This is a genomic window from Mucilaginibacter phenanthrenivorans (assembly GCF_024721155.1).
GTDB lineage: Bacteria > Bacteroidota > Bacteroidia > Sphingobacteriales > Sphingobacteriaceae > Mucilaginibacter > Mucilaginibacter phenanthrenivorans.
The window spans coordinates 279,921-296,366 of the sequence record NZ_JAHVAP010000005.1 but is presented as its reverse complement, the minus strand read 5'-3'; the positions used below and the strand labels follow the sequence as shown (position 1 = coordinate 296,366).

At 42.4% G+C, this 16,446-nt stretch carries 15 protein-coding genes; 6 read left to right on the top strand and 9 right to left on the bottom strand.

The annotated features are described in order from the left end of the window. Positions 1–34: 34 nt before the first annotated feature. From KXD93_RS13480 to KXD93_RS13470, 3 genes are all read right to left on the bottom strand, one after another. Positions 35–1,834: an ABC transporter ATP-binding protein gene (locus tag KXD93_RS13480; RefSeq protein ID WP_258137644.1), complete on the bottom strand. Its 1,800-nt coding sequence runs from the start codon at positions 1,832–1,834 to the stop codon at positions 35–37. An 89-nt stretch (positions 1,835–1,923) separates the two neighbouring features. Beyond that, entirely contained in the window at positions 1,924–2,685 is a 762-nt protein-coding gene (truA, locus tag KXD93_RS13475) for a tRNA pseudouridine(38-40) synthase TruA (protein WP_258137643.1), read from the bottom strand. 78 nt (positions 2,686–2,763) lie between these two features. Further along, positions 2,764–3,282, bottom strand: coding sequence for a DUF892 family protein (locus tag KXD93_RS13470; protein ID WP_258137641.1), 519 nt, complete (start codon positions 3,280–3,282; stop codon positions 2,764–2,766). A 90-nt stretch (positions 3,283–3,372) separates the two neighbouring features. On the opposite strand from KXD93_RS13470, the gene KXD93_RS13465 reads away from it, so the two are divergent. After that, a complete protein-coding gene (locus KXD93_RS13465) occupies positions 3,373–3,840 on the top strand; it encodes a DUF4293 domain-containing protein (RefSeq protein ID WP_258137640.1) in 468 nt (155 codons plus the stop codon). 78 nt (positions 3,841–3,918) lie between these two features. Here KXD93_RS13465 and KXD93_RS13460 read toward each other — a convergent pair whose 3' ends face one another. Both KXD93_RS13460 and KXD93_RS13455 read right to left on the bottom strand, forming a co-directional pair. Beyond that, positions 3,919–4,107: a hypothetical protein gene (locus KXD93_RS13460; RefSeq protein WP_258137638.1), complete on the bottom strand. Its 189-nt coding sequence runs from the start codon at positions 4,105–4,107 to the stop codon at positions 3,919–3,921. Between the two features lie 139 nt (positions 4,108–4,246). Beyond that, positions 4,247–5,116, bottom strand: coding sequence for an alpha/beta fold hydrolase (locus tag KXD93_RS13455; protein ID WP_258137637.1), 870 nt, complete (start codon positions 5,114–5,116; stop codon positions 4,247–4,249). A 170-nt stretch (positions 5,117–5,286) separates the two neighbouring features. Between KXD93_RS13455 and KXD93_RS13450 the strand changes: the two genes are divergently transcribed. After that, positions 5,287–7,131 (top strand): DEAD/DEAH box helicase, encoded by a 1,845-nt coding sequence (locus tag KXD93_RS13450; RefSeq protein WP_258137636.1) that lies wholly within the window; start codon positions 5,287–5,289, stop codon positions 7,129–7,131. A 240-nt stretch (positions 7,132–7,371) separates the two neighbouring features. Here the strand turns inward: KXD93_RS13450 and KXD93_RS30700 are convergent, their stop codons facing one another. Continuing rightward, positions 7,372–7,548 carry a bacteriocin-like protein gene (locus tag KXD93_RS30700; RefSeq protein WP_444700099.1) on the bottom strand — a complete coding sequence of 59 codons (177 nt, stop codon included), beginning with the start codon at positions 7,546–7,548 and terminating at the stop codon, positions 7,372–7,374. Positions 7,549–8,000: 452 nt separating this feature from the next. Here KXD93_RS30700 and gcvP point away from each other — a divergent pair, with 452 nt between their 5' ends. Next, positions 8,001–10,910, top strand: coding sequence for an aminomethyl-transferring glycine dehydrogenase (gene gcvP / locus KXD93_RS13445; RefSeq protein ID WP_258137635.1), 2,910 nt, complete (start codon positions 8,001–8,003; stop codon positions 10,908–10,910). Positions 10,911–11,027: 117 nt separating this feature from the next. Here gcvP and KXD93_RS13440 read toward each other — a convergent pair whose 3' ends face one another. Continuing rightward, positions 11,028–11,309 carry a Txe/YoeB family addiction module toxin gene (locus KXD93_RS13440; RefSeq protein ID WP_258137634.1) on the bottom strand — a complete coding sequence of 94 codons (282 nt, stop codon included), beginning with the start codon at positions 11,307–11,309 and terminating at the stop codon, positions 11,028–11,030. Next, positions 11,300–11,515, bottom strand: a complete 216-nt coding sequence (locus tag KXD93_RS13435; RefSeq protein ID WP_258137633.1) for a hypothetical protein — start codon at positions 11,513–11,515, stop codon at positions 11,300–11,302. Before KXD93_RS13435 ends, KXD93_RS13440 begins: the two co-directional genes overlap by 10 nt. Before the next feature lie 221 nt (positions 11,516–11,736). Here KXD93_RS13435 and KXD93_RS13430 point away from each other — a divergent pair, with 221 nt between their 5' ends. Further along, positions 11,737–12,123 (top strand): TM2 domain-containing protein, encoded by a 387-nt coding sequence (locus KXD93_RS13430; RefSeq protein ID WP_258137632.1) that lies wholly within the window; start codon positions 11,737–11,739, stop codon positions 12,121–12,123. Positions 12,124–12,285: 162 nt separating this feature from the next. Here KXD93_RS13430 and KXD93_RS13425 read toward each other — a convergent pair whose 3' ends face one another. Then, entirely contained in the window at positions 12,286–13,932 is a 1,647-nt protein-coding gene (locus KXD93_RS13425) for a M28 family metallopeptidase (RefSeq protein WP_258137631.1), read from the bottom strand. Positions 13,933–14,092: 160 nt separating this feature from the next. On the opposite strand from KXD93_RS13425, the gene KXD93_RS13420 reads away from it, so the two are divergent. Next, positions 14,093–15,514, top strand: coding sequence for a glycosyl hydrolase 53 family protein (locus KXD93_RS13420; RefSeq protein ID WP_258137630.1), 1,422 nt, complete (start codon positions 14,093–14,095; stop codon positions 15,512–15,514). A 71-nt stretch (positions 15,515–15,585) separates the two neighbouring features. Continuing rightward, positions 15,586–16,356, top strand: a complete 771-nt coding sequence (ku, locus tag KXD93_RS13415) for a non-homologous end joining protein Ku (protein WP_258137629.1) — start codon at positions 15,586–15,588, stop codon at positions 16,354–16,356. Positions 16,357–16,446: the final 90 nt, after the last annotated feature.

Sequence of the window (16,446 nt, the reverse complement as noted above, 5' to 3'; positions counted from 1 at the left end):
TTTTGATTTGATACTATCGACTTAGAACTTAAGACTACTTAACAATTCCCGCAGAATTAAACTGCAGATCATACAGCTTGCGGTAGTAGCCATTCTCAATGCGCAATAGTTCCTGGTGCGTGCCACTTTCCATAATCTCACCATGATCAAGCACGATGATCTTATCTGCATTTTGAATGGTAGACAGGCGGTGTGCAATAACTATAGCTGTACGACCCTGCATCAGCTTGGTGATGGCGTTTTGAATCAGGATCTCTGTCTCGGTATCAACTGATGAAGTAGCTTCATCCAGTACAAGGATAGTCGGATTGTAAACCAACGCCCTGATAAACGAAATTAATTGCGACTGCCCGGCAGATAAGGTAGAACCCCGTTCCATTACATTGTAATCATATCCGCCCGGGAGGCGTTCTATAAATTCATGCGCGCCTACATCCATCGCTGCAGCAATGATCTGCTCACGGGTAATTTCAGGGTTATTAAGGCTGATGTTATTGCCGATGGTATCGGTAAATAGAAATACGTCCTGTATTACAGTAGCGATGTGGGAACGCAGGTAATTGACATCGTACTCCCTGATATCTACGCCGTCAACTGTAACTTCACCTTTGCCAATTTCATAAAAACGGTTCAGAATGTTTATCGTTGATGATTTGCCTGCACCGGTTGCGCCAACCAAAGCCAATGTTTTCCCAGGTTCAAGATGGAAGTTGATATTTTTTAACACCCAGTTCTCGTCATTATAGGCAAACCAAACATTTTTAAATTCAATATCGCCCTGTAAAACAGCAGGTTCCAGTTTGCCGGTATTTACGGCAACTTCATCAGTATCCAATACTTTAAAGATCCTGTCGGCACCGACCATACCCATTTGCAGTGTATTGAATTTATCAGCTAATTGGCGGATAGGGCGGAAAAGCATATTCAGCAATACTATAAACCCGGTTATCGTACCAGGTGTAACGCCGTGCGGGTTAGCCGAAATACTCAATAATTCCTTATCGGATAGAATGCGCTTACAGCCGTACCAAACCAGCAAGCCGATACAAACGGCAAACAAAATTTCAACCACCGGAAAAAATATGGAGTAGTACCAGTTGGAGCGAATGTTAGCGTCGCGGTATTTGGTGTTTACTGATTTAAACTTGCGCATCTCCTGGTCCTCGCGGGCAAAGATCTGGATCACGCTCATGCCAGAGATATGTTCTGCTAAAAAAGTGTTCAAATGTGCTACTTGTGTGCGTACTTCCTGGAAGGATGATTTGATGGCTTCCTTAAATACATAGGTAGACAGAAAGAGGAACGGCATCGGGATTAATGTGATCAAGGCAAGCTTCCAGTCCTCAACGATCATATAGCCGATAACAGCAATTACCAGCAGCATATCACCCATAATAGAGATTAATCCCTCGGAAAAGATATCTGCAATGGTTTCGAGGTCGGATACTGTGCGGGTGATCAGCATCCCGATTGGTGTATGGTCGAAATATTTTAAACGCAGGCTGGTGATGTGATTAAATATCGCTATCCGCAAATCACGAATAACAGACTGGCCAAGCGAGTTGGTCAGATAGGTTTGATAATACTGCGCAATGGTTTGAATAATAAGCTGACTGATCATCAGCCCCACCATAAAAACAAGGCCGTCGTAATTGTCAGTTAAGATATAACTGTCAAGCGTTTTTTGGATCAGGATAGGCTGTGCCAACGCAATTGCAGCCAAAAAAATGGTAAGGAACGCAGCAATGATAAAGGTCCGCTTATAGGGGTCGACATATTTCATCACCCTGCCAAGCAGTTTCCAATCAAGCGCCTTACCTGTAACCTCAGCCATTTAGTGAATTAGTGATCTATTGAATTAGTGAATGGGATAAGGCAAATTTAAATTTATAAATCGAAATAAAACCTTTCGCCTTTATCCTTTTACCTTTTGCCAACAAATGGATAAGATATGTTTGTTAAATATAATCCTCCTGCTGGTACAGACATGCCCGCATTACTACGGTTTTTGCTTTCAATGATGGCGCGCACAGCTTCCGGTTCAATTTCTTTTTTACCGACCATCAACAATGTTCCCACTATGGCCCGAACCATATTGCGTAAAAAACGGTCGGCCGAGATCTGGAAAACAATGCCATCGTCCTTGACAATCCACGCTGCATGGCTTATTTTACAATTGTTGGTTTTTACCTGGGTATTTGATTTGCTGAAACAACTAAAATCGGTGTACTCTTTAATTATATCAGCAGCCTTGTTCATTAAAGCTACATCGGGCTTATCCCTTAATTCCCACGAATAGCCATTTTTAAAAGGGTCTTTACTAAAATGGATATGGTATTCATAGCTGCGCTGAGTAGCATCAAATCTTGCATGAACCTCAGCATTAACCGGGAAAATGTTTTTTATGGCGATATCTTTTGGAAGGATAGCATTAATGCTGCGCAAAACAGCGCTATGATCTATGAACCATGAACTATCAACTACATCAAAATGCGCAAAAAAATCTTTGGCGTGAACTCCGGTATCTGTGCGTCCGCAGCCTAATGTTTCTATCGGCTGGCGTAAAACTGTTGACAATGCCTTATCTAAAACTTCCTGTACAGCAACGGCATTCGGCTGCGTTTGCCAGCCATGGTAATTGGTACCATCGTAAGAAAGTTCAATGAAATAGCGTTGGGTGGTCACCCCGCAAAGTTATGAAATTTGTAAGTGTTCTATATTTTCAATAACTACAACTTTTACAACCCTTACAACAACTACAACCTAGGAAATATACTCCTTATAAATCGATTCAAATAAAAGCTTATTCTCAACTGCAATATCAAATGGTTGGTCGATAAAGGAGTTGCTGTAGCCAATGGCTTTGGCAAGGTTTTTTAAAACTTTAAAATAGGTGATCTCGATACCCTCGATTTGCTGCAGGTAAAAGAGGATAAACACGTCCTTCTCCAACGCGGTCTTGCCGGCTTTAATTGCTGAAAGGTAAGCTTCAAGGGTAAGTGCCTTTATGCCGAGTGTGTTTGTTTTTTCAGGTTTTTCTTTGATGGCGGCATATACTTCATCCATTTGCTGGATCTGGCTCGCCGTGTCGTCAATCCCTTCCTGGATAGCATGCTTTAATACTGTTAGTGTTGCTATTCCCTTCACCTCCTCAAAAAAGGCAATAAGATGCTGTTTACCATAGTAAATATAGTTCAGGTGTTCAAGGAATGTTTTTTTTAACAGGTAATCGTCCATATGCACATCTATGGGTTGCATTGAGGGTGGCATTGAATCGCTCATGGTACTTTAATAAGGGGCCTAAATTAGCTATTAAAATTACGATAATTTTAATAGCTAAACAATTATATCTTTGCTATATAAATCAAGATCATGTTACAACGAATACAAAGCATTTACCTGTTTTTAGCTTCACTGGCGCTGTTTGCCCTTTTCCTTTTCCCGCTGGTGCATAATGTTTATGTGGCAGGTAAGCCTTTAACCATCATGGTTACCGGCGTTTACCAGGACGTGAACGGACAAAACACGCACACCGAGTTTTTTATGGGCTTAACTATTGCGACCGCAATCCTTGCCATCATCCCGCTGGTAATTATATTTTTATACAAAAATCGCAAACAACAAATAGCATTATGCTACAGTACGTTGCTGGTAATTGTTGGTTATAGTTTCTGGCTGTCGCAAATGGCAAAAGGAATAATGGGCAGTATCCAGATCGATACCCATAACTGGGGAATCGGGCTTTTCCTGTCATCAATAAGTATGCTGCTTGTTCTGCTGGCTGTAAGGGCAATTAAGAGCGACGAAAAGCTGGTGAAATCGGCTGATAGGCTGCGCTAAACCGGGATTTTCAGGATTAAACGGATTGCGGCATCTATTGACTTGCAATCCGTTTAATCTCTAATAGCTTTGTTAATTCTATTCCCGTTTTCGCGCAATCCTCTTCTCCCTGAACTGCAAAAATATGGTAATCAAAATAAGTGCGCTAAAGGCCGAGTTTATCCAATGATCTGCCGGGGTAGTTTCATCAACAATAAGGGCCCTGTATACCAAAAATAGGAATAGGAACCCAATAATAACCAGTAGAATATTTATTAGTGTTTTCATTTCTTTTACTCTGCAAGATTTTTATTCGTTCAGCTCAATTTAATTTTATCTTTTCATCGGTTTTACACCCTCTAAAAACATTTTATTTTCCTAACCCAACCAACTCAATCCAACTTAATAAACCCAATCAACTCACCCGCTAATTAAACCTCCCAAAGCCCTCAATCTTTCTATATGGCTTTGTAAGGAAGTCGCCAACAACCTGGTTAAACATGTCCTTATATATCAATGGTGTTGAATGACCAGAGTTTGGCAGGATCCACAGGTAAGCGTTAGGGATGGTTTCCGCTATCAGCATGGTATGTTTGGTGCGGATCACATCGTGGTCGCCACCTATAACAAGGGTGGGGCAGGTTATTTTTTTTAAGTCGGATAATTTGATATGCGGTTCGTATGAAAGCAAGTGAAGCAGCTTGAGCTGGTTTTTCATCTCTGGCGTTACATTCTTTATTTTTTTGATAGTATCCTGCCCCATCTTATTCATCTTCATTGCGTAGTTATACACAAACGGATCAACAGCAGTTGTATCCGGCTCCAGGTTTGCGCCTGTTACCGCCAGCTTTTTTACTTTGTCAGGGTGGCGGATAGCCATCATCAAGCCCTCAATGCCGCCATCGCTCCAGCCAATTATATAACACTGCTTTAAATTCAGCTTATCTAACAAGGCATTCAAATCATCCGTGATCATTTCATAGCTTAATGAATCGGATGGGTCTACAGATTTTCCCTGTGCACGGCTATCGGCCAGGATCACCTGGTAGTTTTTCGCGAAGTACGGGATCTGGTATACAAAATTATTAATGGAGCCGCCGTTTCCATGAATAATTAACAGTGGTTCGCCCTTGCCATAGGTTTCGTAATACATCTTGAAGCCCCTGATGTCGGCATATTTGCCAACTGCCGGATTGCGGCCATAGTGGGTGGTATCCATATCCTTCTGAGGGGTCTGGGCAAAACCGAACTTTACGAAAATGCTTAAAATGAGGACGGTGGCGATTTTTAATTTCATGTTATAATAAATAAACTTTCAATAAATATATGATAATTGTTTAAAAAGTAGCGTTTTATGGCGATAAAATATCATTATCATAAATTTGAAAATTGCTATTTGAATTGTAAATAATAATGGATACCTTTGCGCCCGATTTGGCGATGTAGTCAAATTCGTTATTTAAATTCATGAACCCATTTATTAATCTGGGAATCCGTCATGATATTGTTAATGCCATCTCTGAGTTAGGATTTGAAAATCCTACGCCAATCCAGGAACAGTCAATTCCGGTATTGTTAACAGGCAGCAACGATTTTGTCGGATTAGCCCAAACCGGCACTGGTAAAACTGCTGCCTTCGGACTACCGCTATTGGAACTGCTGGACTTCGAAGAAAATTATCCGCAAGCACTTGTATTGTGCCCAACCCGTGAACTTTGTTTACAGATCACGAATGACATAAAAAACTACTCCAAAAAAATGAGCAACGTTAATGTTGTTGCCGTTTATGGTGGAGCAAGTATTTCTGATCAATTACGCCAGATAAAACGCGGTGTGCAGATTGTTGTTGCAACCCCTGGTCGTATGCTTGACATTATTAACCGTAAGGCGATTGATTTTTCGCAGGTTAAGTTTGTTGTATTGGATGAAGCTGATGAGATGCTCAACATGGGCTTCCAGGAAGACATTGACAGTATTTTATCCACTACGCCGGATACTAAAAAAACATGGCTGTTTTCAGCCACCATGCCTACTGAAGTTCGCCGTATAGCGAAGAAGTACATGAATGAGCCGTTTGAGCTTACCATGGGCACAAAAAATACCGGTAATGCAAACATTGAGCATGAGTACTATATAGTACGTGCCCGTGACAAGTATGCCGCATTTAAACGTATTGTTGATTTTAATCCTGACATTTTCGGTATCGTATTTTGCCGTACCAAAATTGAAACACAGGATATTGCTGAAGCACTTTTAAAGGATGGTTATAATGCCGATTCTTTACATGGCGACCTTTCACAGCAACAACGCGATAAGGTAATGAAACGTTACCGCGATCGCAGCCTGCAATTGTTAATTGCTACTGACGTTGCAGCCCGCGGTATCGACGTTAATGACGTAACGCACGTTATTAACTATTCGCTTCCTGATGAAGTTGAGAACTACACCCACCGTAGCGGCCGTACGGCCCGTGCCGGTAAAACCGGTGTATCAATCTCCATCATCAACGCAAAGGAATTAGGAAAGATCCGCCAGATTGAGCGTGGCTTAGGAAAGAAATTTGTTAAGGCAGAAATTCCTACCGGCTTTGATGTTTGCGAAAAACAATTGTTTAGCATTGTACATAAGATACATGATGTACAGGTTAATGAGCAACAAATTGAGCAATACCTGCCGCGTATAATGGAAGAATTTAAAGATTTAACCAAAGAGGATTTTATAAAACGCTTTGCTTCAATCGAATTTAACCGTTTCCTTGATTATTACAAAAATGCCCCTGATCTGAATGCGCCGCTTGAGGAAGGCCGTCGTTTTGAAAGAGACGGAGAACGCGCACCACGTGGTGAAGGCGGAGGCAAGTCTGAATACACGCGTTTATTTATAAACTTAGGTTCAGTTGATGAATTTAACCGCGGCGACCTGCTGGGTTATATCTGCAACCAATCAAAAATAAGCGGACGCACTGTAGGTAAGATAGACGTTAAAGGTGTTTACTCGTTTTTTGAAGTACCAAATGCCGACGTTGAGAAGGTGATGGGTGGCTTTACAAACGCAGAGTTTAAGGGCCGTCCTGTACGGATAGAAATATCAGGTGAAGGCAGCAGCGAACGTCGCGAAGGTGGCGGTGGCGGTGGCGGTTACCAGCGCCGTGAAGGTGGTTACAACCGCGAAAGAAGCGGTGGTGGCGAGCGCCGTGAAGGTGGTTATAGAGGCAACAATGGCGGAGACAGGAATGGCTCGGCAGGTGGTGGCTTCCGTGACTTCTCAGGCAAGCGCAAAGAAGACCGTCCTGAACGCAGAAGAAGATTTTAATTTTAGTTTTTCATAAAGGTGCCTGGTGGTTCGGGTACCGGTTTAGTTTAGTTAGTTTGTTTGCAAACCCTCATTCGCAAGGAATGGGGGTTTTTGCATTTGAAGATTTTTGGTTGAGGGTTGTAAATGTTGTAGTTGTCTTCGGAAGGATAATGGTAATAAAAAATGCCGGCAATTAGATACCGGCATTTTTGCTAAAGAGGCCTGTCAGAAAAAATATTCTGATTAACCAGTCTCTTGTTAGTCATTGTTACAGCAAATCAAATATTGCCCTGTCTGGCAGTATTGGATCTGGTTAGGTGTGTAAGTACACCCGTAAGTTAACAGCGCTGGAAGAGGTCCGCAAGTGCATCCCGGTGGCAGTTGTAGCTTTCCACCATTTACATTTTTCATTTCATTTCTGGTCAGTTTTTTCATTTGGTTTAGTATTTCAATTGTTTTGACCCTGGTTTTGATATCGGTACAGGGTTCGGCTACCGCAGAACGCTCTTTCAGTTTAAATGGTAACTAAATTGTTGATCTACCTTTTTAACTGTCTTGTATAACTTGCTTAAAATCTGTTGTTTTTTTATTTGTGATTAATGGTTAAGGTTAATAACCCAAGGTAAATAAAAACAAGTGAACGGAGAAATAAATGTTTAAATATTTTCTAATCAGGCAATAAATAGGAGATTTCTACTGGCCTAGCACCAATATCCTGTAACCGGACTTGAATTCTATGCTAAACTCAGACTGCAGATCAACCTAAAAATCATCACCCCGAATACCGTATTCCATCCTACTGTAAAATACATAACACAATGTTAACGTAATTGATACTGATTCTTAAAAATTGTACCTTTGCAGCAAAATAACTGACCACCCATTTGATGAAGTTGAATATTGATTATCAGGAAAAATTCCAGTCGCGCCATATAGCTCCAAATGAAGCTGATACCGCACAAATGTTGAAAGCTGTTGGCGTAAATTCGCTCGACGAATTGATCAGCCAAACCATTCCGGAAAAGATAAGATTAAAAGCTCCGCTAAATCTTCCGCCGGCAAAAAGCGAGTTCGATTATCTGAATACGCTTAAGCAAACTGCATCAAAAAATAAGGTATTTAAATCATTCATCGGCCAGGGTTACTATGATGTGATCGTGCCTGGAGTTATCCAGCGCAACATCCTTGAAAATCCGGGATGGTATACCCAGTACACTCCTTACCAGGCCGAAATTGCACAAGGCCGCTTACAGGCTTTGTTGAATTTCCAGACAATGGTTATCGATTTAACCGGGATGGAAATTGCCAACGCATCGTTGCTTGACGAAGGTACAGCTGCTGCCGAGGCGATGTTTATGCAATACAGCCTGCGCAAGAATCAAACCGCCAACGTGTTTTTTGTGTCGGACGAGGTGTTCCCGCAAACCATAGATATTTTAAAAACCCGAGCGCAACCTTACGGTATCGAATTGCTGATTGGCGATCACCAATCAGTTAAACTGACCGAAAATATGTTCGGTGCCATAGTTCAATATCCCGCAGGCAATGGCGCTGTTTATAACTATACCGACTTTGCTGCCAAAGCACACGAAAAAGGCATAAAGCTTACCGTAGTTGCCGATATAATGAGCCTGGTGCTTTTAACCCCTCCGGGTGAATGGGGCGCAGATATTGTTGTTGGATCAACCCAGCGCTTTGGCGTTCCAATGGGCTTCGGCGGTCCGCATGCTGCATTTTTTGCAACTAAAGAAGAATATAAAAGATCGATCCCCGGCCGTATCATTGGTGTTACTATAGATAGTGCTGGTAACTATGCCTTACGCATGGCCTTGCAGACCCGCGAGCAACATATCCGGAGAGATAAGGCTACTTCCAACATTTGTACCGCGCAGGCATTACTGGCTATTATGGCCGGGATGTATGCCGTTTATCATGGCCCTAAAGGTGTAAAGCTGATTGCTGAACGGATCCATGGTTTGACCGTATTGCTTTCTAAATCATTAAAACAATTAGGCTACGATCAATTGAACGAAGCCTACTTTGATACATTGAAATTTGATTTAGGTGCACTGGCAAGCCCGGTTCATGCAGAGTCAGTCAATAACGAAATGAACTTTAATTTTAAAGGTTCGGTTGTTACAATTTCTGTTGATGAAACTACGGCACCGGAAGATATCAAAACCATGGTTCGCTTTTTTGCCCGTGTAAAAGGTAAAACTTTGAATGATGTTACGTTTGATGAGATTGCAGCAAACCTGGAAACAGTTATCCCGGCCGATCTTCAACGTACATCAGCTTATTTAACCCACGCATTATTTAATTCGCACCATTCAGAACACGAAATGTTGCGTTATATCAAATCACTGGAAGCAAAGGATCTTTCGCTTTGCCATTCAATGATTGCATTGGGTTCATGTACCATGAAGCTTAACGCTACTACTGAAATGGTTCCGGTTACCTGGGCCGAATTCAGCAAAATGCACCCCTTCGCACCAACCGATCAGGTAGGTGGTTACATGCAATTGTTTGATGAGCTGAATAACTGGCTAAGCGAGATCACCGGTTTTGCAGCCATGAGTTTACAGCCGAACGCCGGTGCTCAAGGAGAATACGCCGGTTTAATGGTGATCCGTGCTTATCATGCAGACCGTGGCGATAGTCACCGTAATATCGCTTTGATCCCATCATCTGCACACGGTACCAACCCTGCGTCAGCAGCAATGGCCGGAATGAAGATTGTTGTGGTTAGATGTGATGATAACGGAAACATCGACGTTGCTGATCTGAAAGCAAAAGCTGAACAATATAAAAATGAGCTTTCATGCCTGATGGTTACTTACCCCTCAACTCACGGTGTGTTTGAAGAGTCGATCATCGAGATCTGCGAGATCATTCACGCTAACGGAGGCCAGGTTTACATGGATGGAGCTAACATGAATGCACAGGTAGGCTTAACAAGTCCCGCAAATATCGGTGCCGACGTTTGTCACCTTAACTTACATAAAACATTCTGTATTCCGCACGGCGGCGGCGGTCCGGGCATGGGCCCTATCGGTGTAGCCAAACACCTGGTTCCTTATTTACCGGGACATGCTGTTGTTGATATCGATAAAGGCAAATCAATCCACGCAGTTTCATCTGCGCCATGGGGTTCTGCGTCTATCTTAATTATCTCACACGCATACATTGCCATGATGGGCAGCGATGGTTTAACCAACGCAACCCGTTACGCCATATTGAATGCCAACTATATTAAAACACGTTTACAGCACCATTACCCGGTACTTTACACTGGTGCAAATGGCCGTTGTGCACACGAAATGATCCTGGATTGCCGCGCGTTTAAGAACTTCGGCATCGAGGTTACTGATATTGCCAAACGCCTAATGGATTATGGTTTCCACGCGCCGACTGTATCGTTCCCGGTTGCGGGTACCGTTATGGTTGAGCCGACAGAATCAGAGCCAAAGCATGAGCTGGATCGTTTTTGCGATGCGATGATTTCCATCCGTCATGAAATTGATAATGTAGAAAAAGGATTATCCGACAAAACCGATAACCCTTTAAAGAACGCGCCGCATACTGCTTCTGTAATTACCGCTAACGAATGGGAGCATCCATACAGCCGTCAAAAAGCTGCATTCCCGCTGCCTTATGTTGCTGCTTACAAATTTTGGCCATCAGTTGGCCGCGTAAACGATACTTATGGCGACAGAACATTGATCTGTTCATGCCCGCCATTAACCGATTACGAGTTTGAAGAAAGCGAAGTAACAACCCCGGAATACGGAACGTGAAAATGATGTGCGAATGTGCGGATTTCTGATGTGCGGATGAGATTGAACAGGTGTAGAGATTATCTAATTTAATTTCAAAAAGTATTTATAATTTAAGGCTCCTTTATGGGAGCCTTTTTACTTATCGCCGTAGTGTCCACGCATACGGAAAATTATTACTTCTTTCGTCGCTTCATTTATATCGTAAGTAATTCTGTCTTTTTTGTTTATTCTTCGTGAATAGCCTGACGTATATTTTAACATTTCAGGTTCACCAGGGGTAGGGGAATGGGGATTTTGCTCTAACGCTTCTATAATTTTGTCGATTTTAATTAGGGCTTGTTTATTACCTGATCTTTTCCAGTAGTCAATATCTTTAAGCGCGTCTTTATAGAAGATAATTTGGTAAGCTATTTCCATAGCTCCTTGCGGTCAATCTTTGTAAACTGGTCGGATTCGCCGTTTTTATAAGCTAATTGCCCGTTAATAACAGATTGCTTAATCTCTTCGCCCGAAAGAGCATCGTTTGCTCCAACGGTTTCAAATTGAATTTTTAATTTTTTAAGTAAATCTTTTACAAATGAAGATTCAGCTTCATCTTTTACTTTAATTAATAACTCTTCCATATCACAAAATTATAATAACAAATATAACGATAATTTTCAAATGGGTATTTACACATCAACACTAGTTGCGAATCCATCTTTTCCTCCATCCGCACAGCAAAAATTCGCACATTAAAAATTTCACCGCCTAAAATCCCCATTTCACCGATTTCTTTAGCCCGCTAACCTATTTCAGATTGGCGTTTTTGGGTTTGCGATATACTTTTATATCAGCAAACGAAATGGAAACCAAAACTGATACAGAAATGAACACCTATCAAAACTCATACGCAGCATTCCCCGGCATGACTATGGATGAATATAGCTTTATTCATCATGCATCTGCCGGGTTAACTCCAAACCAGACTACAACCTTTATGGCTGTTTATAGCAGTCGCAGGAAAAACCCAACTGATATATTGATAGGAACCTTATTTGGCTTCATGGGCCTTGCCGGCGTGCAGCGTTTCATGACTAACCAGATCTTATTGGGTATCCTGTTTTTAATAACCGGTGGTTTCCTTGGGATAGGAACATTGATAGACGCATTCAGCTACAAAAGCATCGCTAACGATTATAACAGACTTTTGGCTTATGATTGTTATCACATTGCCAAAATGAATACCTAACATTCAAAGCGGGGAGCGCAATGAATACAACCTGAAAAACTCCCTGAATCCATCATATATATGTAAAGCGAAAGCTCAATTCGGATAACGAATTGAGCTTTTGCTTTTAACCACTTTTATAGCGTTTGCAAAGTTTTTTGACTAATCTCTAGCCTTTGGTCTCTATTTAACTAACATTGATTTATCCCTTACCGCCTTAAATTCCGAACCATTTTTCCATCCCGGGAAGGTGCTTTCATTAGCCAGCTTATTACCAACTTTGAAAAGCAGGTTAGCTACCTCGGCCATACCGTTTGCATCCATAGCAGGGGAATAACTGTCTGATGGCTGGTGATAGTGTTTTTCGCCGTATTCTTTTTGTTTGGCTTTGCCATAAGCTTCCCCGTGTGCGGTACTTTCAGCGCCATTGTTCATGTCAAGCGCCGGCACGCCAACTTTTGCAAAGTTGAAATGGTCGGAGCGGTAGTAACCGCCGGCACCAGGGTTTTTATCACCGGATATTTTTTTACCATCAGCCTTTGCAAATTCGGCTACATAATCCTCCAAATCATTTTGGCCTTTACCGGTTATAGCAAAATCATTGGTTTCGCCGTAATCGCCTAAGGCATCCATGTTCAAATCGGCAACTGTTTTGTTAAGCGGGAAGATTGGGTGCGTAGCGTAATACTCTGAGCCAAGTAATCCCTGCTCTTCGCCGGTAACTGCTAAAAATACAACTGAGCGCTTGGGTTTATCTTTTAACTGGACGAATGCTTTGGCTACATTTAATACTGCTGCAACACCGCTGGCATTGTCAACTGCACCGTTATAAATGCTGTCGCCCTTTGCATCGGGTTTGCCAATGCCAAGGTGGTCCCAATGGGCTGTGTATAAAATGCATTCCCCTGGCGAGGTACTGCCCTTTAAAACAGCGATCACGTTATGCGAGGTGGAGTATTTTAGCTTTGTTTTTACCGATAAGGTAGCAGTCAAATTTAACGGGATCGCCTTAAAATCCTTTTTACGGGCCAGCGCCCTGAAATCGCCTGTTATACCTGCCGCTGCAAACATCTTTTTGGCAGCATCCTCAGTAATCCAACCCTCAACCTTGCAACGCGACATGTGCTTATCCTGTTGCTGTAAATACAATTTTGCGCCGGTAAAGCTGTTGGCAACTACGCTCCAGCCATAGCTGGCAGGCTCGGTTTGGTGAACTATGATAATTCCGGCTGCTCCCTGGCGGGCGGCTTCTTCATATTTGTAGGTCCAGCGGCCGTAATAAGTCATGGTATCATCTTTAAAAAAACCACGGATGCCTGATTTGTAGCCCGGATCATTAACCAGCACAACTACTGTCTTTCCCTTTACATCAAGCCCGGCGTAATCGTTCCAATGATATTCCGGCGCAACAACGCCGTACCCTGCAAACACAAGCGGAGAGTTTGTAAGCTGTACTTCCGGAACTTCCTGGCGGGTTGAGGCCACAAAATCAGTTAAATAATTCACGCTGATATTTGTTTTACCACCAGTTATGGTCATGGTTGCAGATGGCGTACTGGTTACTTCAACCATCGGTACTTCCTGGAAATAGCTGCCGTTGTTGCCTGGTTCCAGGCCTTCCTTTTTAAATTGAGATGAAATGTAGGCTATGGCCTTTGTTTCGCCTGCGGTAAAAGGTTTGCGACCCATTAGTGAGTCGTCGGCTAAAACTGCAATATGGCTCTTAATTTCGTCACCGGTTATTACACTGGCGCTTTCTTTATCGTGCTTGCATCCAGTCAAAGCGGCGACAGCAGTAAAGCATAAAATTGAAATGTAATTTTTCTTCATATCTGGGATTGTATAAAATCAAATGTAACCAAAAAGCGTAATGTTTGTTTTGTGGGATTGTTACCCATTGTAATAAGTTGGTTATAATGCTCAAAAGCCATTGATAAATTGTCTATTATACAATTTATCACCTAATTTTAAACTTGCCAATTGTAACGACATGTTAAAAGTATTCAAAACTATTACGGCTTCGATGACAGTAGCTGTATTGATACTGTTTATTGCAGAGGTTGCTGATGCCCAAAGAGGCAGAACGCCGAAGCCTTCCGGCGTACCAGCCGAGATCCAGGTGACGCCCTACAAAACAACCATGATTGCCGATGGCAAGGATGAGGTGCTAATCAATATAAAAATTATCGACAGTAAGGGTGATAGCGTTCCGGGCGTTAAAATCCCGGTTACGCTTCATATTACAGGCGATGCTAAAATTGTAAAGATCTATAATGCCGGCGATATCAACAGCCTGGCGCATACCGATAGTACCTGGCAGATAACCGTTGCCACCAGTTGCAGGCTGGTGTTACAGGCAGGTCGCACACTTGGGCATATAAAATTCGAAGCTAAAGCCGATAGCCTTTATCCCGGATCAACAGAAATTCACACCGTGCAGCCGGGTGTAGCCCATGCAGTTACTACCGGTAAATATGTTCCCAAAACTGTTAAAGGTAAAATTTTAGGTGCCGATATTTCCTTCCTGCCTGAGCTGGAAAGCAAAGGAATAAAGTTTTCTGACGTAAACGGTACGCCGGGTGATGCTATACTGATTATGAAGGAACATGGCTTTAACTATATCAGGCTTCGCATTTTTAATGCGCCTGCAAATGCTAAGGGATATTCGCCTAACAAAGGCTTTTGCGATTTGGAGCATACCAAACAGATGGCCAAAAGAATAAAAGCCGCAGGGATGAAATTTCTGCTCGATTTCCATTACAGTGATTACTGGGCCGATCCACAGCAACAGAATAAACCTGCTGCATGGGTAGGGCAGGATTTTACTATGCTTAAAAAATCGTTATATGATTATACAGTAAACGTAATGCAGTCGCTGAAGGACCAGGGCACTACACCTGATATGGTACAGGTAGGTAATGAAATTAACCATGGGATAGTTTGGCCCGAAGGGGCTATTAATAATCTTGACAGCCTTTCGCAATTGCTTTACGAGGGAATTAAAGGTGTTAAGGCTGTTAGCCCGTCGACGGCGATCATGCTGCATATTGCATTGGGCGGACAGAACGCTGAATCAAGATTCTTTTTGGATAATATGGCTAAAAGAAATGTGCCGTTCGATGTGATTGGGCTTTCCTATTATCCCAAATGGCACGGAACACCTGCAGATCTGAAAAACAACATGGCCGACCTAGCCAAACGCTACAAAAAGCAGGTTATGGTTGCCGAGTATTCGCAGCTTAAAAACCAAGTAAACGATATCGCTTTTACTGCACCTGGCGATAAGGCGTTAGGCTCGTTTATTTGGGAGCCGCTCAGTACCTGGGAAGGAATTTTTGACCGTAGCGGCAGGGCAAATGATTATATGAATGTGTACCCGGGTATAGCGAAGCAGTATTTGGATGATGAGTAAGATAGCTTAAATTTTACTTAAAACCCTTTCTCCATTTTAATAGTTATACATAATCAATAAATACTTTGATTATGAGATCTATCTGGAAGGGCTCGCTCGGTTTTGGGCTGGTGAGCATCCCCGTAAAATTATATTCAGCTATTGAAACCAGCAAGCTTGATTTTGATATGCTGGACAGTCGTGACCATGCCCGCATTCGTTACCAGCGGGTTAATGAGCATACCAAAAAGGAAGTTCCTTATGATAAGATTGTAAAGGGCTATAAACTGAACGACGATTATGTAATTGTTGAAGCCCAGGATTTTGAGGACGCTGCTCCTGAAAAAAGCAAGGTAATAGAGATAGAAAGCTTTGTGGACATCGCCGATGTAAACCCTATGTTTTACGAAACATCCTATTATACCGAACCGGATACAAAGAATAATAAAGCGTACGCACTATTAGTTGAAGCCTTGCGAAAATCAAAAAAGGCAGGCCTGGCGCGCTTTGTATTGCGCAGTACCGAATCGCTTTGTATAGTACACCCGGTTGAAAATGTGCTGGTGGTAACCCGTATCCGTTTCGGGCAGGAAATCCGGAGTACCGAAGACCTCGCTATTGGAGATAAGGTAACTGTCAGTAAAAAGGAGCTGGACATGGGCCTGGCGCTCATCAATCAATATGCTGAAAAGTTTGATGTATCTAAATTTAAGGATGAGTACGATGACGAACTACTAAAGATCATACATGCAAAGGCAAAAGGCAAACGTGCTACCGTTAAAAAACTCAAACCTAAAAGGGCTACCGGCGATGACCTGTATGATCAGTTGATGCAGAGTTTGAGCGCGAAAAAGGGGGCATAAAAAAAATTGTCATTGCGAGCGATAGCGAGGCAATCGCGAACTTTACAAAGCAAATAGACAGGTGTGAAAATTGCATGGCGGTCGTGCACA